The 18,237-nt window shown below is 61.7% G+C and carries 19 protein-coding genes; 9 read left to right on the top strand and 10 right to left on the bottom strand.

Going from position 1 to position 18,237, the window contains the following annotated elements:
* Positions 1-225: 225 nt before the first annotated feature.
* On the bottom strand, positions 226-2,229 hold the full coding sequence (locus tag J3R84_RS00450; RefSeq protein WP_025425751.1) for a methyl-accepting chemotaxis protein: 2,004 nt from the start codon (positions 2,227-2,229) through the stop codon (positions 226-228).
* Between the two features lie 388 nt (positions 2,230-2,617).
* Here J3R84_RS00450 and rpmH point away from each other — a divergent pair, with 388 nt between their 5' ends.
* From rpmH to J3R84_RS00425, 5 genes are all read left to right on the top strand, one after another.
* Complete coding sequence (gene rpmH / locus J3R84_RS00445; RefSeq protein ID WP_081788836.1) at positions 2,618-2,752, top strand: 50S ribosomal protein L34; 135 nt, start codon at positions 2,618-2,620, stop codon at positions 2,750-2,752.
* A 20-nt stretch (positions 2,753-2,772) separates the two neighbouring features.
* Positions 2,773-3,171: a ribonuclease P protein component gene (rnpA, locus tag J3R84_RS00440; RefSeq protein WP_025425750.1), complete on the top strand. Its 399-nt coding sequence runs from the start codon at positions 2,773-2,775 to the stop codon at positions 3,169-3,171.
* Positions 3,171-4,967, top strand: a complete 1,797-nt coding sequence (yidC, locus tag J3R84_RS00435) for a membrane protein insertase YidC (protein WP_025425749.1) — start codon at positions 3,171-3,173, stop codon at positions 4,965-4,967. Before rnpA ends, yidC begins: the two co-directional genes overlap by 1 nt.
* A gap of 192 nt (positions 4,968-5,159) precedes the next feature.
* Positions 5,160-5,813 carry a ribosome biogenesis GTP-binding protein YihA/YsxC gene (gene yihA, locus J3R84_RS00430; protein ID WP_025425748.1) on the top strand — a complete coding sequence of 218 codons (654 nt, stop codon included), beginning with the start codon at positions 5,160-5,162 and terminating at the stop codon, positions 5,811-5,813.
* Between the two features lie 119 nt (positions 5,814-5,932).
* Positions 5,933-6,472: a DUF1269 domain-containing protein gene (locus tag J3R84_RS00425; RefSeq protein WP_025425747.1), complete on the top strand. Its 540-nt coding sequence runs from the start codon at positions 5,933-5,935 to the stop codon at positions 6,470-6,472.
* Between the two features lie 152 nt (positions 6,473-6,624).
* On the opposite strand, the gene msrB is transcribed toward J3R84_RS00425, so the two are convergent.
* The 4 genes from msrB to J3R84_RS00405 form a co-directional block, all read right to left on the bottom strand.
* Positions 6,625-7,080: a peptide-methionine (R)-S-oxide reductase MsrB gene (gene msrB, locus J3R84_RS00420; protein WP_371412231.1), complete on the bottom strand. Its 456-nt coding sequence runs from the start codon at positions 7,078-7,080 to the stop codon at positions 6,625-6,627.
* A 266-nt stretch (positions 7,081-7,346) separates the two neighbouring features.
* Complete coding sequence (locus J3R84_RS00415; protein WP_025425745.1) at positions 7,347-7,904, bottom strand: fasciclin domain-containing protein; 558 nt, start codon at positions 7,902-7,904, stop codon at positions 7,347-7,349.
* 205 nt (positions 7,905-8,109) lie between these two features.
* On the bottom strand, positions 8,110-8,832 hold the full coding sequence (locus tag J3R84_RS00410; RefSeq protein ID WP_025425744.1) for an anti-sigma factor: 723 nt from the start codon (positions 8,830-8,832) through the stop codon (positions 8,110-8,112).
* Entirely contained in the window at positions 8,829-9,368 is a 540-nt protein-coding gene (locus J3R84_RS00405; protein ID WP_025425743.1) for a sigma-70 family RNA polymerase sigma factor, read from the bottom strand. Before J3R84_RS00405 ends, J3R84_RS00410 begins: the two co-directional genes overlap by 4 nt.
* 156 nt (positions 9,369-9,524) lie before the next feature.
* Between J3R84_RS00405 and argB the strand changes: the two genes are divergently transcribed.
* Positions 9,525-10,412: an acetylglutamate kinase gene (gene argB, locus J3R84_RS00400; protein WP_203527347.1), complete on the top strand. Its 888-nt coding sequence runs from the start codon at positions 9,525-9,527 to the stop codon at positions 10,410-10,412.
* A 77-nt stretch (positions 10,413-10,489) separates the two neighbouring features.
* On the opposite strand, the gene J3R84_RS00395 is transcribed toward argB, so the two are convergent.
* The 4 genes from J3R84_RS00395 to J3R84_RS00380 all read right to left on the bottom strand — a co-directional run bounded on the left by J3R84_RS00395 (position 10,490) and on the right by J3R84_RS00380 (position 14,206).
* A complete protein-coding gene (locus J3R84_RS00395; RefSeq protein ID WP_025425741.1) occupies positions 10,490-11,257 on the bottom strand; it encodes an isocitrate lyase/PEP mutase family protein in 768 nt (255 codons plus the stop codon).
* The gene (locus tag J3R84_RS00390) at positions 11,254-12,333 is read right to left on the bottom strand and encodes a bifunctional transcriptional activator/DNA repair enzyme AdaA (RefSeq protein WP_025425740.1); all 1,080 of its coding nucleotides are present in this window, start codon (positions 12,331-12,333) and stop codon (positions 11,254-11,256) included. Before J3R84_RS00390 ends, J3R84_RS00395 begins: the two co-directional genes overlap by 4 nt.
* An 80-nt stretch (positions 12,334-12,413) precedes the next feature.
* Positions 12,414-13,328, bottom strand: coding sequence for an EamA family transporter (locus tag J3R84_RS00385; RefSeq protein ID WP_025425739.1), 915 nt, complete (start codon positions 13,326-13,328; stop codon positions 12,414-12,416).
* A gap of 80 nt (positions 13,329-13,408) precedes the next feature.
* Complete coding sequence (locus J3R84_RS00380) at positions 13,409-14,206, bottom strand: sterol desaturase family protein (protein ID WP_225906198.1); 798 nt, start codon at positions 14,204-14,206, stop codon at positions 13,409-13,411.
* A 151-nt stretch (positions 14,207-14,357) separates the two neighbouring features.
* Here J3R84_RS00380 and J3R84_RS00375 point away from each other — a divergent pair, with 151 nt between their 5' ends.
* Positions 14,358-15,071, top strand: coding sequence for a pyrimidine 5'-nucleotidase (locus J3R84_RS00375; RefSeq protein WP_025425737.1), 714 nt, complete (start codon positions 14,358-14,360; stop codon positions 15,069-15,071).
* A 128-nt stretch (positions 15,072-15,199) separates the two neighbouring features.
* Complete coding sequence (locus tag J3R84_RS00370) at positions 15,200-15,721, top strand: EF-hand domain-containing protein (RefSeq protein ID WP_158071680.1); 522 nt, start codon at positions 15,200-15,202, stop codon at positions 15,719-15,721.
* A gap of 444 nt (positions 15,722-16,165) precedes the next feature.
* Here J3R84_RS00370 and J3R84_RS00365 read toward each other — a convergent pair whose 3' ends face one another.
* Complete coding sequence (locus tag J3R84_RS00365; RefSeq protein ID WP_025425735.1) at positions 16,166-17,065, bottom strand: LOG family protein; 900 nt, start codon at positions 17,063-17,065, stop codon at positions 16,166-16,168.
* A gap of 310 nt (positions 17,066-17,375) precedes the next feature.
* On the opposite strand from J3R84_RS00365, the gene dapD reads away from it, so the two are divergent.
* Positions 17,376-18,233, top strand: coding sequence for a 2,3,4,5-tetrahydropyridine-2,6-dicarboxylate N-succinyltransferase (gene dapD, locus J3R84_RS00360; RefSeq protein WP_025425734.1), 858 nt, complete (start codon positions 17,376-17,378; stop codon positions 18,231-18,233).
* Positions 18,234-18,237 lie beyond the last annotated feature (4 nt).

Genomic DNA, 18,237 nt, shown 5'->3' with positions numbered 1-18,237 from the left:
AAAGTCTTTCCTTGCAGTATCGGCAATCCATACCGGAGACCAATAACGAATGGTCGCGTTGCAAAACGACAGCGTGAACGGGCCGACAAGACAACTCACGTTGCCGTTACACGAGAGCGTGGCGGCAACGACGGGGCGATGATTGCAGATTATCCACGGAAAACGCCCGCGGAGACGTCAGTCGTCCGCGGGCGTCGATTGGTGCGATCCGTCAAACTGGTCGGATCAGAACTCTTCCCAGTTGTCCCTGGCGACGGCCGCCGAAGATCCGCCGCTGAAGGCGCGGGCGACGTTGCCCATCATCCGGCGGGCGGGCGAATCCACCGGACGGCTGGTTTCCCGCGCCGGTGCGATCGTGCGTGCCGCCGAAGTGCCGTCGAGCTTGAAGTAGGCGATCAGGCTCGCAAGGTTGTTGGCTTCCGCCGACAGCTTGTGGGTCGCGGCATTCGCCTCTTCCACCATGGCGGCGTTCTGCTGGGTGACCTGGTCCATCTGGTTGACGGCGGTGCTGACTTCGCCGAGGCCGGTCGACTGTTCGCGTGCGGCCGTTGCGATCGAGTGGATATGATCGTTGATCTTGAGCACGCGCTCCTCGATCTCGCCAAGCGCCGCGCCGGTTTCCTGCACGAGCCGGACGCCGGTTGCGACTTCCGAGCCCGACTTCGAGATCAGGGCCTTGATGTCCTTGGCAGCACTGGCCGCACGCTGAGCAAGCTCGCGAACTTCCTGAGCGACAACGGCAAAGCCTTTACCGGCATCACCAGCACGGGCAGCCTCGACGCCGGCATTCAGCGCCAGCAGGTTGGTCTGGAAGGCGATCTCGTCGATGACATTGGTGATCTGGCCGATCTCGCTCGATGCCTGCTCGATCCGGCCCATGGCCTCGACCGCGTTGCGCACGACTGCGGCCGATTCGGCAGCGCTTTCCTTGGCTTCGTTGACCATTACGGTCGCTTCCTGCGCCCGCTCGGTCGAACTCCTGACGGCGACGGTGATCTCGTCGAGTGCCGCAGACGTCTCTTCGAGTGCTGCGGCCTGCTGCTCGGTGCGCTTCGACAGATCGTCGGCGGCGGAGCGAAGCTCGGACGAATTGCCGTTGATCGAGTCCGTGGTGACACGCACTTCGCGCAGCGTCTTCTGCAGCGTCGACAGCGTCTCGTTGACGTTCTTCTGCAATTCGGCGAAGGCGCCATGGAACTGGCCGTTCATGCTCTGGGTCAGGTCGCCGGCGGCAAGGCTGGCGACGACGCGGCGCGTTTCGGCAATGCCGGCATCGACGCTGCCGACGAGTTCGTTGACGCTCGACGCAAAACGATTGAGATCGTCGTTCTCGTAGTCCTTGCCGATGCGCTTGGTGAAATCGCCGGCGGCCGCAGCCGAGACGACGACGCCGATGCTCATCTGCAGATCGGCGCTCTTTTCGCGCAGCGCCGCTTCCTGGGCGTTGAGATCGCGAACGGCAAGGCCATTCTGCTTGAAGATCTGCACGGCCGCAGCCATCTCGCCGATTTCGTCCTTGCGGTCGGCAAAGGGTACGTTGGCGGAAAGATCGCCGCCGGCGAGCAGCTTCATCTTGCCGGTGAGATCGAGGATCGGACGGCTCAGATGATTGGTGCCGATATAGAAGGCGGTGCCGATACCGACGGCGAGCCCGAGCCCGGCGATGCCGAGAATGATGACGATGACCGAACGTTCGAACGAAGCGATGTCAGCCTTGACGGTCTCGAGCGTTGCCAGGTTGGCTTCGACGACGGCGTCGATCTCGCCCTGGAAGGCCTTGCGGTTGGCGCGGTTGGCGTCGGTGTTGCCCTGCTCGTTGGCCGCCTGCGGCGATACCTCCTGGCCAAGACGCGCGGTTTCGACGCGGAACGTCTTGAACTCCTCAGCGCGCTTGACCAGCGCATCGAACGAGCCGAGCTTGTCGGCCGGCACCAGGGGTCGCCACTCGGCAAACAGCGCATCGATTTTTTCGAGGTTCTTCAGAATGCCTTCGGCGAAGGGCTTTGCCTTTTCGATGGTGGGCGCTGCGTAGATTCCGCGCGCTTCCATGACGACGCCGGTCACCAGTCGATTGAGATGCTCGCCGTTGAAGGCACGCTCAGAAGCGTTCTGGTACTGATGGAACCGGCTGTTGTATTGAGAAACCACCAGCAGCGACATGCCGGTCACCGCGATCGCCAGGAGGCTCATTACCCCGACGATCAGATTGATCTTACCACGTATTTTCATCCCTGCCTCCACGACACCGCAAGACTTGCCCGGTTATCGGAAGGGTCGCGGCCTCATTGCACCGCAGTCACGCTAAAACATTCATGGTTAATAAAGATCGCGGTGGCCGGCCGGCATTCTGGGGAGTGCCGGTTAGCTCCCTGTTTACCAGTCTGAGATAGTGCGTCGCGGCTTGTGCCTGCGAAATCGAGGTCGCCCGGATATCGGGATGCGATCACTTTTGCCCATCGAAGGCCTCGCGTGATTGACTTTCCGGGAAATTTGCCTTTATAAGCCGCCCACGTCCGGCCAAGCCTGCCTGCCCGACAGGCGGAGCTATGTCCGGAACGTAAACGCTCCTTGCTACGTGCAAACCCAAGAAGGGCCGCACACCGCGGTATTAAAATAAATGAAGCGTACTTACCAACCGTCCAAGCTTGTTCGCAAGCGCCGTCACGGCTTCCGTGCACGCATGTCCACCTCGGGTGGCCAGAAGGTCCTCGCAGCCCGCCGGGCTCGTGGCCGCAAGCGTCTTTCGGCTTAAGCCGAAGTTGCCCGAAACCAGTGTCCGGGCACATGACGTCAGATAAAGACAAAACGACTGTCGGGCGGCTGAAAAGCCGTCCGCAGTTTTTGGCCGTTCGGGCAGGAGAAAGCCGTAGAGGCCCGCTGTTTCTCCTCGAAGTGCTCGACCGCAACGATCCGGAGGGAGAGGCCCGCGTCGGCTTCACCGTTACCAAGAAACACGGCAATGCCGTCGAGCGAAACCGGATGCGCCGACGCCTGAAAGAGGCGGTGCGGCTTTCCGCCGGGTTTGCAATGAAACCCGGACACGACTATGTGATTGTCGCCCGACGCGATCTCCTGAATGCCCCCTTCGACGCCTTGACCCGGGGGCTTGGCGAGCGCATCGAAAACAAGCCGAAACAGAAGCGGCCGCCGGCCGGTTCCAGGAAACAATGATGGAAAAAAACCGCAACTATTTCGTGGCGATTGGCCTGTCCGTGCTGATCCTCGTCGCCTGGCAGTTCCTTTACGTCAATCCGAAGATGGAAAAGGAACGCATCGCTGCGGAAGCGCTGCAGGCCCAGCAGGCTCAGCAGACCCAATCGCAGCCGGGCACCACGGCTCAACAGCCGGCGACCGGTCAGGCCCTGCCTGGCGGCACAGTTCCCGGGACGGGCGAAAACCGCGACAAGGCGCTTGCCAAGTCGGCGCGCGTTGCCATCGACACGCCTGCGGTTTCCGGCTCCATCAACCTGACCGGCGCGCGCTTCGACGATCTCAAGCTCAAGGCCTATCACGAGACCGTCAGCAAGCAGAGCCCGATCATCACCCTGTTCAGCCCGGCTGAGACCACCGACGGTTACTTCACCGAAATCGGTTATGTCGGCGATGCGGCAAGCGGCAGCGTGCCCGGCCCGCAGACCGTGTGGACGCTTTCGGGCGGCGACAAGCTGACGCCCGCAACGCCGGTGACGCTGAGCTTCACCAACGAGAAGGGCATCACCTTCAACCGGACGATCTCGATCGACGAACGCTACATGTTCCAGGTGGTCGACAGCATCAAGAACGGTGCCGCAGAACCGGTGTCGCTCTCCTCCTACGGTCGTGTGACGCGCTTCAACAAGCCGACGACACCGAGCGTCTATGTTCTGCATGAAGGCTTCATCGGGGTCATCGGCGATCATGGCCTGCAGGAAGTCGGCTATTCGAAGATCGAGGACGACAAGGCGATCGAACCCGGCAAGGCGACGGGCGGCTGGCTCGGCATCACCGACAAGTATTGGGCCGCAACGATCGTTCCGCCGCAGGCGACGCCTTACGAGACCCGCTTCTCGCACTTCACAGATGGCCGCGCCCGCTATCAGAGCGACTACAAGAGCGACGCAATCACCATTGCCGCCGGTCAGTCCTCGGAACTCAAGAACCTCGTATTTGCCGGCGCCAAGGAAGTGCCCGTCGTCGACAACTATGAGGCCGCCTATTCTATCCCTAACTTCGACAAGCTGATCGATTGGGGATGGTTCTACTTCATCACCAAGCCGATGTTCAAAATGATGGATTTCTTCTTCCGTCTGTTCGGCAACTTCGGCATCGCCATCCTGACGACGACAATCGTCGTCAAGCTGCTGTTCTTCCCGCTTGCCAACAAGCAGTACTCTTCGATGGCGAACATGAAGAAGGTTCAGCCGAAGATGGAAGAGCTGAAGAAGAAGTTCGGCGACGACCGCATGGGCCTGCAGCAGGCAATGATGCAGCTCTACAAGGACGAGAAGATCAATCCGCTCGCGGGCTGCTGGCCGATCCTCATCCAGATCCCGGTCTTCTTCGCGCTCTACAAGGTGATCTACATCACCATCGAGATGCGCCACGCACCGTTCTTCGGCTGGATCCACGACCTGTCCGCGCCGGATCCGACGACGATCTTCAACCTCTTCGGCCTCTTGCCGTTCGACGCGCCGTCCTTCCTGCACCTCGGCGTCTGGCCGATCATCATGGGCATCACCATGTTCGTGCAGATGCGCATGAACCCGACGCCGCCCGATCCGACCCAGGCGATGCTGTTCACCTGGATGCCCGTTGTCTTCACCTTCATGCTGGCCTCGTTCCCGGCCGGTCTGGTGATCTATTGGGCCTGGAACAACACGCTTTCGGTGCTGCAGCAGTCGATCATCATGAAGCGCCAGGGCGTGAAGATCGAGCTGTTCGACAATCTGAAGAACCTGTTCTCGAAGAAACCCAAGCCGGCGGAGTGACGCCGGCAGACAGAGCCTTCACAAGGCCCCGGACCTCGGTCCGGGGCTTTTTCGTTCGGCCGCTCTAAGCTCACCGTCGAGGGGCTGCGCCAGCAAATCCCGCCGGTTCGATAGCTGCGCCGAGCCGAAAGCTTGACATCGCCGGCCAAAACCGTGAAGCCAAAGCCAATCTTGACGAAGGAATGAACATCGATGGCCGACACAAAGACAAAAGACGACAAGCCGCTGTTCGGCCGGCCGTGGATTTTCATTCGCGGCGTCCCGGCGATGAAGTTCCTGCCGCCGGAAGGACCGACCGAAATTGCCTTTGCCGGCAGATCGAATGTCGGCAAGTCGTCGCTGATCAATGCGCTGGTCGGCCAGAAGGGCTTGGCGCGCACATCCAACACGCCCGGACGCACCCAGGAACTCAACTACTTCGTGCCCGACGGCTATTCCGGTGAAGCGGGCGATCTGCCGCCGATGGCGCTGGTCGACATGCCCGGCTACGGCTATGCCCAGGCGCCGAAGGAACAGGTGGATGCCTGGACCAAACTGGTGTTCGACTATCTGCGCGGCCGCGCGACGCTGAAGCGCGTCTACGTGCTGATCGACTCCCGCCACGGCATCAAGAAGAACGACGAGGACGTGCTGTCGCTGCTCGACAAGGCGGCCGTCTCTTACCAGATCATCCTGACCAAGACGGACAAGATCAAGGCCGCCGGCGTGCCGCGGCTGATCGCCGAGACGCTCGAGAAGATCAAGAAGCACCCCGCCGCATTTCCCGAAATCCTCTCCACCTCCTCGGAAAAGGGAGAGGGCATCGATGAGCTTCGCGCGACGATCGAGCTTGCGCTTTCGCGCTGAGAGCGACGATCGCCCGAAAGTCTTTGATCTCCGTCACTACTCTGACATGCAAACCGCTCTATCTCTGCCGTGCGGTCGCGCGTTTCCTTGCGCGATAGCGTCAAGGATAGGAGAGACACATGTCCGATTTGATCGTTGTGGGATTCGACACGCCTGAAGAGGCCGACAAGGTTCTCGTCAAGCTCGCCGGCCTCAAGAAGGAATATTTGATCGATCTCGAGGACGCCGTCGTCGTCGTGCGCGACGCAGAAGGCAAGGTCCACCTCAAGCAGAGCCTCAACCTGACCGCGATCGGGGCGACCTCCGGTCTCTTGTCCGGCTCCATCTGGGGCGGGCTCGTCGGGTTGCTGTTCCTCAATCCACTCGCTGGCTTTGCCATCGGCGGCGCGCTCGGCGCCGGCGCCGGTGCGCTCTCCGGCTCGCTGACCGACTACGGCATCGACGACGAATTCATCAAGTCGCTCGGCAACACCATCCCGAACAACTCGTCGGCGCTGTTCGTCCTGGTGCGCAAGGTGCAGCCGGAAAAGGTCCTGGCCGAATTCTCAGGCCTGCGCGGCCGCGTGCTGAAAACATCGCTGTCGCCCGAGCAGGAGCAGAAGCTCCAGGCGGCGCTCTCCGACGCCCAGACGCCTTCGCCGCAAGCCGGAACGTTCTGAGCCGCATCAGCGCGATCTTCCTGCGGGCGCATCGTCGACCGCAGGAACGGGCGCTAGTGCGTTCGGCTTAAACGGAGTCGCAGAACTACCATCTTTTTGTTTTCGCGCATTTCCTGCCGGAAAACCGCTTCGCACTTCTCCTGGAAGTGCTCCTAGGCGCTCGCCGCAACGAATGTCAGCGCGAAACCATTGATGCAATGGCGTTTGCCGGTTGGCGGCGGGCCATCGTCGAAGACGTGGCCGAGATGTCCGCCGCAGCGATGGCAGTGGCATTCCGTTCGCGTCATGAACAGTGCGTTGTCCTCGCGCGTTGCCACGCCGCCCGGCAGGGACTGCCAGAAACTCGGCCAACCGGTGCCGCTGTCATATTTGGCTTCGGAGGAATAGACAGGGAGCGCGCAACCGGCGCATTGAAACGTGCCCTTGCGCTTTTCATTGTTGAGCGCGCTGGTAAACGGACGCTCGGTGTCCTCCTGGCGCAGTATCCGATACTGTTCGTCGGTCAGGATCGCCCGCCATTCGGCATCGGTCTTCGTGACCTCGAACGTTTCGGCCGAGGCTGGGCGCGCCGCCAGCGGAAACCCCTTTGCCGCCGCGATCGCGATCACGCTTAGTGTCCCGCCAAAAATCAGAAAATTCCGCCGGTTCACGATCGAACCCTCCTTGTCATGCCCCTTGACGCTGCCGAGGTCGAAGATAGCGGCCGGCCTGTCACGCGGCAAAACAAGACCGATCAAAGCGCCGTGAAGAAGCCGGGTTGAAAGGCCACCGATCGCAAGCGATCGGTGGCAGAAGCGCCGGCGCGCCACGGATGAGACCCCGGCGGCGGATCGCCTGCGAATGTCTGCCGCGGCGATCCGGAGGAAGCGAGAGCTCAGCCCTTCGGCAGCAGCACCTTGTCGATAACGTGGATCACGCCGTTTGACTGCTTGACGTCGGCGATGGTGACCGTGGCCGTGCCGCCGGTCTCGTCCGTGAGTGTGATCTTGCCGCCGTCATCCTTGGCCTGGAGAACGCAGCCGCCAACCGTCTTGACGTCGTGTTCGCCACCATCGCCTTTGACCATCTTGGCGATCGCCGAGGACATCGCGTCGGCGGAGACGACATGGCAGGTCAGAACCTTGGTCAGCTTGTCCTTGTTTTCCGGCTTCAGGAGCGTGTCGACCGTGCCGGTCGGCAAGGCCTCGAAAGCCTCGTTCGTCGGCGCGAAGACGGTGAACGGCCCCTTGCCCTGGAGGGTCTCGACCAGCCCGGCCGCCTTGACCGCCGCCACCAGCGTGGTGTGATCCTTCGAGTTGACGGCGTTTTCGACGATATTCTTGTCCGCATACATCGCCGCGCCACCGACCATCGGGTTCTCGGCATGGGCGATTGCCGCACTTGCGGTCAGTATGGTGATGGCAGCGAACGAACGGATTCCATAGGTGAACATCTTGGTCTTCCTTCCTGTTGAACCTGTCAGGGAGGCGACACCCAGCCGCCTCGTTGAAATTGCCGTTCCCTCCCCGGGAACATGACAAGCAACGGAAGCCTTGGAAAAAGAGTTTCAGGAATTTTCGGATTGCCGGTCGGTTGGGCGAAAAACGACGTGAGAAGCGACCGACGCTGCAGGACCGGGAAGGCCCGCGTGCGCTGAGTTAGAGATCGCGGGCCTTGCCGAGCGCGATGATCGGGCCGGTGGCCGATCCGGTCGGCGAACCGCCAAGCGGCTCGATACTGACGGCCAGAACCGAACCGCGCGAGAATTTCCCGCGCATGGCCGGGGCGATGATGATCTCGCCTTCGCCGGTCTGGGGCAGCACGCCGAGGGAAACGGCCGGGTTGTCGCCGTTGATGAGCCACAGCTCCAGCGATTTTTGCTCGGCCTGCTGTGCGGCAACCGGCGTCACCCGGAGATGGCCGGTCTCGCGATCGAAACGGGCGACGAGATCGACCGAAATGCCCTTGCCGGTCATTTCGGCGACAAGCGGCCGGCCGCCGGACGGCGGTGCAAACAGCCCTGCCATGGACGCGCCCATGACGGCGACGGCAGCAAGCGAGGCGAGTGCGAGACCACGCCAGAGCGCAAGCGATTGCCATATGCCTGCCCGCACCGGGGCCGCGGCAGGCGGGGCCGTTTCGAAGAGCCGGCGCTCGATCGCCGCGAAAATCCGCGCCGGCGGCACGACGGGATCATAGGCTTCGTCGAAGGAGGAGAGATTGTTTTGCCAGCGCGTCACCATGGCGGCGAAATTGCGGTCGGATGCAAGGCGGGCCTCGACTTTGCGGCGGTCGTCGGCGGATAGCACACCCAGCACATATTCCCCGGCGATCACCTCGTCGCGGCGGAAATCTCCTTTGTCTGGGGTGGACGCTGTCATCGCTCCATGCACTCTCTCAACTTCAACAGGCTGCGCCTCAACCAAGTCCTCATCGTGTTCAGCGGCACAGCGTACATTTCAGCCAGTTCCTGGTAGCTCAGACCTTCGACATAGGCACGCCGCACGGCGTCCGCCCGATCGGTTTCGAGCTCCTCCATGCACGCATCGATCCGCCTGCCCTCTGCTCTGACCACTGCCGATTTTTCCGGATCGGCAGCAGGATCAGCCAAATCGTAGGCTTCGTCAATCGCGTTGGCTACGGGTTTTCGCGCCCGGATCAGATCGATGGCACGGTTGCGCGCAATCGCCGCCAACCAGGACATCGGCGTTGACTGGCCGGGCGAAAAACGGTCGGCGTGCTGCCAGATTCTGACGTAGATTTCCTGGAGCGTTTCTTCCGCTTCACTTCGGTCTCTCAGGATACGCAGGCAAATGGCGAAAAGTTTCGGGCTGGTCAGCCGGTAAAGTTCGGCAAAGGCCGCACGATCCCTGAGCGCAACACGGCCGAGCAGTCCGGAAATTTCCTCGTCGATCATTGCCAACCCGACCCGATGCATTCTTGAGATAGGACATAGAGCACAAATCGCTATCCGCCAGCGCGCATCGTCATTGCTGTTTTATGTTGCTCGCCGATCATTCCATCGACGGGAAACTTGCGTTAAACAGCAGCCGGTATTTTTCGAGGGTCCGCCATGTCCGCTAATGAAAGTGAAATCCAGGCACGCCTGCTCAACCAGGCCCTGCCCTACATGCAGCGCTACGAGAACAAGACGATCGTCGTCAAATATGGCGGCCACGCCATGGGCAACGCCGAATTGGGCCGAGCCTTTGCAAGCGACATCGCTCTGTTGAAGCAGTCAGGCGTCAACCCGATCGTCGTGCACGGCGGTGGCCCGCAAATCGGCGCGATGCTGACGAAGATGGGCATCGAATCGAAGTTCGAAGGCGGCCTGCGCGTCACCGACGAAAAGACCGTCGAGATCGTCGAGATGGTTCTGGCCGGCTCGATCAACAAGGAAATCGTCGCCCTCATCAACCAGACCGGCGAATGGGCGATCGGCCTTTGCGGCAAGGACGGCAACATGGTCTTTGCCGAAAAGGCACGCAAGACCATCAAGGATCCGGATTCCAACATCGAACGCGTGCTCGATCTCGGTTTCGTCGGTGAGGTCGTCGAGGTCGACCGTACCCTGATTGACCTGCTCGCCCGCTCGGAGATGATCCCGGTGATCGCGCCGGTGGCACCTGGCCGCGACGGGCACACCTACAACATCAACGCCGACACCTTTGCCGGTGCAATTGCCGGTGCGCTGAACGCCACGCGGCTCCTGTTCCTCACCGACGTTCCCGGCGTGCTCGACAAGGAAGGCAAGCTGATCAAGGAACTGTCCGTAGCGCAGGCACGGGCGCTGATCGCCGACGGCACGATTTCCGGCGGCATGATCCCGAAGGTCGAAACCTGCATTGATGCGATCAAGGCCGGCGTCCAGGGCGTCGTCATCCTCAACGGCAAGACGGCGCATTCCGTGCTGCTCGAAATCTTCACCGAGCGCGGTGCCGGCACGCTGATCGTTCCCTGATCGACAGCAAACCGAAAACACGAAAAAGCGGGATGCGGTTTTCAGGCCGCATCCCGCTTTTGTTTTGGGCTGATTGATCAGGCCTGATAAACGGCCTGGGCCTCCTGCTTCAGCTTTTCCATCATCGCCCGGTAGGGGAAAGGTCCGTAACTGACACGTGCGACGCCGGCGCCGGCGAGCGTCTGCAGGTCCGGCGCACCCGGCCGCATCATCACGTTGACCGGCAGGCTCGAAGCGGCGCAGACCTTGGCAATCAGCGCGGCATCGACCAGCCACGGCACGAAGAAGCCGCTGGCGCCGGCTTCGGCAAAGGCCTTTCCGCGCGCAATCGCCTCATCGACAAGACCGGCATGGCGGCCAGCATCGCTTTCCTGCAGGAACAGGTCGGTGCGGGCATTGATGAAGAACGGCACACTGCGGCGGTCCGCCATTTCGCGGATCGCGCGGATGCGGGCGGCCTGCTTTTCGACCGCATGCACGCCGGATTTGCCGACAACCTGATCTTCGAAGTTGATGCCGATGGCGCCGACGTCGATCAGACGCGAGACATTGGCAGCCCCCGTTGCCGGGTCGTCGGAATAGGCGCCCTCGAAATCGACCGTGACCGGCAGTTCGGTCGAGGCGACGATCAGCCGGGCGATATCGGTAAGCAGCGCCAGCGGAACCTTCTCGCCATCGCCAAACCCATGCGCGGCGGCAATCGACCAGCTGCCGGTCGCAAGCGCCTTGGCTCCAGCCTCGGCCACGGCCTTGGCGCTGCCCGCATCCCAGATATTGTAGAGCACCACCGGATCGCCCTTGCGATGCAGAGCGGCGAATTCGGTGGCCTTTTCAGTCTGGTTCATTGCATTTCCTCCGCAAACAATCCCACAGGTTTCATTTTGCCTTCGTGCCGCAGCAGCCATTGCTTGCGCCACAACCCGCCGCCATATCCCGTCAGCGAACCATCGGAGCCGATGCAGCGGTGGCAGGGAATGACGATGGCGATCTGGTTGGACCCGTTGGCCTTCGCCACGGCACGCACGGCCTGGATCGTATCGACCTCGCGCGCGATGTCACCATAGGAACGTGTCTCTCCGAGCGGAATTTTCACGAGCCTTGCCCAGACCTCACGCTCGAAGGCAGTGCCGCCAGGCGCCAGGGGCGTGCGAAACTCTGCGATATCGCCCGAGAAATAGGCTTTCAGCTCCGCCTCCATCTGGTCGATCGGCGCCGTGCGGCCTGGGACGATCGCCGAGCGGGTCTTGCGCTTCAGGTTTTCGAGCTCGGTCGGCAACGCCTTGCGATCGTGAAACTCGAGAATGTGCAGATGGGTCTTGTCGGCGACCGCCACCATCGGGCCAAGCGGCGTGTCGATGCGGTCGGCAAACAGCAGCACACGGCCCTGCGACATAGCCGGCGCTTCGCCGAGCAATTTGGCAAAGGCGGCGCGAAAGCCGCTCGGCGATTCGTATCCGGCGTCGATCTGCGCATCAATGACCCGGCCGCCCTCGGCGAGTTGGCGGGCGGCAAGGCCCAGTCGCCGATGTCGGGCAAGATCGAGAAAGGTGATGCCGAGATTGCGCTTGAAGGCGCGGCGAACGGTCGACGGATCATGGCCGCGGCGAACCAGGTCGTCCTCGGTCCAGCGCCGTTCGGGTGCTGCCTCCAGTGCCTGCAGCAGGTCATCGACCAGCGGATCCTTGGCACCGACGGTTGCAAGCGGCTTGCAGCGCTGGCACGGGCGAAAGCCGGCTTCGAGGCAGGTGCCGATCGAGCCGACGAAGATGGTGTTCTCGCGCTTCGGCTTGCGAGCGGGACAGGAGAGGCGGCAGAAAATGCCCGTCGTCTTGACGCAGACATAGGCAGCGCCCTCGTATTCGGTGCTGCGCGCAATCAGGGCATCGTAAAGCGTTTCGTCGGAAGGAAGATCGAACAACATGCGGCCCTTCTACCATGTGTGCGAAGGGACGGGCGCCGGTTTTCGGGCGTCTATTTTTCCGGCGATGGTTTGGCGACAGTTCAGATAAGCACGAGCGTCACCACGCCGAGCACGATCAGGAGGCAGCCGAGGAGTTCGAGACGATTGATCCACTCGCGGAAGATGAAGAAGGACGAGGCGAATGTGAAGAGCATCTCGACCTGCGCCACTACTTTCACGATCGCCGCCTGCTGCAGCGTCATTGCCATGAACCAGCCGAAGGAAGCGGAGGCGCCGACGAAGCCGACGACGAAGGCAGGCTTCCACGCAGCGGCAATGCGCTTCAGCTCGGCCGGCTCGCGCAGCACGATCCAGATCAGCATCACCACCGTCTGCAGCAGGATGACGAAGCCGAGCGTGAAGCTCGCCTGCATCATGTAATCCGGTGCCGGCAGGCTGGGCGCGAGCACCAGCGAGGCCGAACGATAGGCCACGGCCGAAAGCCCGAAGAACGTGCCCGAGAGAAGGCCTATCCCGGCCGTGCGGCTGAAAACCGAAGTGACCAGCGAGCGCGGGCTCAGCGTCGTACGCGCAACCGAAATCAGCATGACGCCGACGACGGAGATGGCGATCGCCACCAGCGTGCCCTCGCTCGCCCGCTCGCCCAGGAAGATGAGGCCGAAGAGCGCTGCCTGGGCCGGCTCGGTGCGCGAATAGGCGGTGCCAACCGCAAAGTTGCGGAAGGAGAAGAGGTGCACCAGCAGGAAGGTCGCCGCGATCTGCGCCAGCCCGCCGATGACCGCCCACAGGAAGAATGTGCCGTTCGGCACCGGCAGCGGATGGCCCGCCACGCGCCAGAGCACGATGAGATAGAGCAACGCAAAAGGCAGGCCGAAACCGAAACGCACGAAGGTCGCGCCGGTCGTGCCCATGACGCCCTTCAGGTGTTTCTGCATGGCGGAGCGGACATTCTGAAGGAAGGCCGCAGCGACGGTGATGATTACCCAGGTTTCCATGGCTGCGAGCTAGCACGCGGGTCCTGATATTGCCAAGAACTCCGTACAGTCTCGCCGATATATACCAACCTGCGCTGATATCAGTCCGGCTTTTCCTGAACTTCCGCCAGGTCGACCGCCCGACTGAACGTGAGCGGCTGACCTTCGTCTTCGAAGGCCTTCACGCGCTGATCGTAGTTCGGCGAGATCGTGCCGAGCACGCGATCCCAGAACGAAAAGTAGTTGCCGTAGTTGTACTTGAAGCCGGAATGATGCTGGTCGTGGAACGTCGTGCACAAGAGAGGGGACGGATATCGCGCCGTCGATGAGGCGAAATACTCGAACCCGCAGTGCCCGAACATGCCGTTGAAATGTTCGAACAACCGGTGCCCGATCAGGATCGCCGGCGGAAACGGGACGGCGAAAACGACGACGGCTGAAAAACTCTGCAAGAGGAAGTTGTCGAAGAAATCCTCAGAATAGGTGCTCCAGATCGTTGGTGCGACGCTTCTGTGATGAAGGGCGTGCAGTGGAAACAGCCACTTGGTGTGCAGCAGCCGGTGCATGAAATAGAACCAGGTATCGTAGAGGAACATGCACAGGACAAAGAGCGGCACCGCCGCCCACCAATTGAAGGTCCAGGGCCCGGGCGCCCAGCCCTTTTGCTGGACATAGAGGCCGATCGTCAGCGGCAGGCAGGCGCTGAACATCGACACCAGGCTCTGGCGGACTTCCGCCCTGCGGCGCTTGTCGGAACCGCGTCCCTTCTGAATCTTTCGCTCGGGATTGCGGTCGTTGACCCAGGTCAGGCCATAACCCAGGGCGAAATAGGTAACGACTGTCGTCGCGTAGAATCCGAACAGAAACAGCAGGTAAAACAGTTCGTCCGACATCGGCATCCGGAACCCCTACGTCAAAGCCGCGCCGGCCGAACGATGCCATGTTGTTTTGGCAATTCAAAGTGGAAACGTCTGCGCCGGTAGGGTAGCCCGTGCGGCGGGGTGAATTTTCTCGTTTGGTGGCCGCCCATACCCGTGTCATAAGGCGGTCATGAAAAAGCTCGATCGCCTGCCGACCCACGACGAATTCGCCCATGTCACCGACTGGGTCTTCGATCTGGACAACACGCTCTACCCGCACCACGTCAATCTGTTCTCGCAGATCGACCGTAACATGACGGCTTACGTTTCGGCGCTGCTGTCGCTCGAGCCGGCGGACGCGAAGAAGCTGCAGAAAGACTACTACCGCGATCACGGCACGACGCTCAAAGGCCTGATGATCCATCACGGCATCGACCCGAGCGACTTCCTCGAAAAGGCGCATGCGATCGACTACAGCATCGTGCCGCCGGATCCGACGCTGGGCGAAGCGATCAAGGCGCTACCGGGGCGCAAGTTCATCTTCACCAACGGCAGCGTTGCACATGCGGAAATGACCGCTCGCGCACTCGGCATCCTCGATCACTTCAACGACATCTTCGATATCGTCGCTGCCGATTTCGTGCCGAAGCCGGCCGGCGAAACCTATGACAAGTTCATGAGCCTGCACCGGGTCGATACCCGCAATGCGGTCATGTTCGAGGACCTGCCGCGCAACCTTCTGGTTCCGAAAACGCTCGGGATGAAGACGGTTCTACTGGTGCCGCGCAACTTCGAATACGAGTTCGCCGAATCCTGGGAGCAGTCCGGAGACGAGGACGAGCAGATCGATTACGTCACCGAGGATCTCGCCAGCTTCCTCAGGCGCGTGGTCGCCGACCTCTGACCCCGACACATTTTGGCCCGGGAAAAACCCCTTTCCCGCCAAAGACTTAAATTACCAAAGTTTAACTGGTGCTCGCCGTCCCGCTGCCTATCATTCGTTCGGGCATAACCCGATCGAAAGGAAGCATGATGCGGAACAGAACCCTGATCCTTGGCGTAACCGCCCTTGCCGTCGCCGTTACCGGATTGGCTGCGCCATCATTTGCCGCCAGAGACAAGATGACGCCCGAACAGCGGGCCGAACGGATGATCAAGCGACTGGACACCAACAGCGATTCCAAGGTGTCACTCGACGAGTTACAGGCGCACATGACCGCGAACTTCAAGGCATTCGACACCAATGGCGACGGCCAGATCAGTGCCGACGAGATGCAGGCGAAGCGCCAGGCGTTCCGCGACGCCCGCAAGGCCTGGCAGGAAGCCAAGAGCAAGGACGGCAAGGAGCGCGACGCAGCCCTTGCCCAACTGAAGGACGCGCGGCCGGCCATGGTGCCCGGCATGCGGCCAAAGGCCTTCAAGCGCGTCGACGCCGACGGCAACGGCTCTTTGAGCGCTGCCGAGGTCGCAAGTGCTTCAGAAAAAATGTTCAAGCGTCGTGACAAGAACGGCGACGGTGTCATCGACGCCGCCGACTTCACCAAGAAAATTTGATCCATCGGTGCCCTTTCCCGCCGCCCGGTGAAAGGAGTATCCGACGACACCGCCGCGCGCCTGGATTGGCACGCGGCGGTGTCGAAAGCTCCGTGTCAAACAGGGCGGCGGAAATGCACAATCCTTGTTTTGACGCATTGCCGTTACCGAAGCACTAGGCGCGGCTGCTGGCTCAACGACTGGCTCGCCGGCATTGATTGCTGGCGCTGGTTCCGGTTTTGGATGCAGGGCTTAGGGCGGCATCAAACCGAATGACGAAGAAGGCTCTCGATCAGGAACCCGATCGCTCCGGCAAGCGTCATCGCGGCACCCAGGGCGAGGGAGATTGTTTTTCTGACTGATGATCGATTGTCGTTCTGCATGGGCACAAAATACACGAGAACCGGAGGAAATGAAGATGGCCTCCCCTGAGCGAAACCGCTTCGCAAGTTTACCGGAGAGGCGCTATCGCCTGCCGTTCGCCATCGGCACCGACCGCGGATCGACGGTCTCGTAGAAGCGGGAGATGATATCCCAGGCCTCATCGGCGGTTTCGACGAACTGCACCAGATCGATATCGTTCGGCGCGATCGTGCCGAACTCGGCAAGCGCCTCGAAATTGATGATCGAGCGCCAGAACTTTTCCCCGAAGAGAATGAGCGGGACCAGCGCCAGGCGACCGGTCTGCATCAGCGTCATCGTTTCGAACAGCTCGTCCAACGTGCCGAAGCCGCCTGGAAACACCGTGACGGCCTTGGCGCGCAGCAGGAAATGCATCTTGCGGATGGCGAAATAGTGGAAGTTGAACGACAGCTCCGGCGTCACGAAGCGGTTCGGCGCCTGCTCGTGCGGCAACACGATGTTGAGGCCGATCGACGGCGCGCCGACATCGTCAGCGCCACGGTTGCCCGCCTCCATCACACCCGGCCCGCCGCCGGTGACGACGACATATTCCTTGTAGTGCAGCTTGGCGGAATGTTCCGAGACGATCTGCGCGAACTTGCGCGCTTCGTCGTAATAGACCGAGGCTGCTTCCAGGTTCTTGCGCTGGATATCGTTCCTGGCGGCCCAGGCGTCGCCGCCCGGCTCGGGAATGCGCGCGCCACCGAACATCACCACGGTCGAGTTGATGCCGTACTCCTCCAGCATCATTTCGGTCTTCAAGAGTTCGAGCTGCAGCCGCACCGGGCGCAGTTCCTCGCGGCAGAGAAAATCGTCGTCGATATAGGCAAGGCGATAGGAAGGAGAGGCCGACTGCGGCGTCACCGGCACCGTCTGCGCCCGTTGCCGGCTCTGCGAGCTATCGGCCAGCGGATCCCAAACCCCATCCTTACGGCGCAGATTGCGCTTCTTCATGCGTGCCATGCTATCGTCTTTCCCGTCGCGTTCCGGACAATCGGCATCTCGGGCGGACGCGTCCTATCCTGTTTCATCGGTCATGAATGCCCCTGATGCCGCAGTCGACCGCGCTTGCCAAGCCCTGCCGGCAGCGTCGAGCCGAAAAGCGGTCCAACTTTTCCGGAACGGGCCTCGGGCGCCGCGCATTCCAGCCGATACAGAACACCCACGGGCGCACATCGCGTCGCTGCCTAATTTTGTCCTTAAATCGATTCCGATTTTCGGAATTATGCAGTAGAGCTTTCGCAGGATAACCGCCGAACTTTAAGGAATTCCGATGACGAACCACAACCTCGCCTCCCTGTCGCAGACGATCGACGCCGCCTTTGATGACCGCGATTCCGTAAACACCGGAACGCGCGGCGCGGTGCGCGACGCCGTGGAAACGGCACTGAACCTGCTCGACAGCGGCAAGGTGCGGGTGGCAGAGCGTGGCGCCGACGGCAACTGGACCGTCAATCAATGGCTGAAGAAGGCCGTTCTGCTCTCCTTCCGCCTCAACCCGATGGAAATCGTCCGGGGCGGCCCGGGGGAATCCGTCTGGTGGGACAAGGTCGCCTCCAAGTTCGACGGCTGGAGCGTCAACGAGTTCGAGAAGGCCGGCTTCCGCGCCGTGCCGAACTGCGTCGTGCGCCGCTCGGCCTATATCGCGCCGAACGCCATCCTGATGCCGTCCTTCGTCAACCTCGGCGCCTATGTCGGCGAAGGCACGATGGTCGACACCTGGGCCACGGTCGGCTCCTGCGCCCAGATCGGCAAGAACGTGCATCTCTCCGGCGGCGTCGGCATCGGCGGCGTGCTGGAGCCGATGCAGGCCGGCCCGACGATCATTGAGGACAATTGCTTCATCGGCGCCCGCTCCGAGGTCGTTGAAGGCTGCATCGTGCGCGAGGGCTCGGTTCTCGGCATGGGCGTGTTCATCGGCAAGTCGACCAAGATCGTCGACCGCGCCACCGGCGAAGTGACCTATGGTGAAGTCCCGCCCTACTCCGTCGTCGTCGCCGGCTCGATGCCGTCGGGCTCGACCATGGGCAACGGCCAGCCGGCACCGAACCTCTACTGCGCCGTCATCGTCAAGCGCGTCGACGAGAAGACCCGCTCCAAGACCGGCATCAACGAACTGCTTCGAGACTGATCCG

Source organism: Ensifer canadensis, assembly GCF_017488845.2.
GTDB classification, from domain to species: Bacteria; Pseudomonadota; Alphaproteobacteria; order Rhizobiales; family Rhizobiaceae; genus Ensifer; species Ensifer canadensis.
This window is presented reverse-complemented; position numbering and strand designations above follow the sequence as displayed.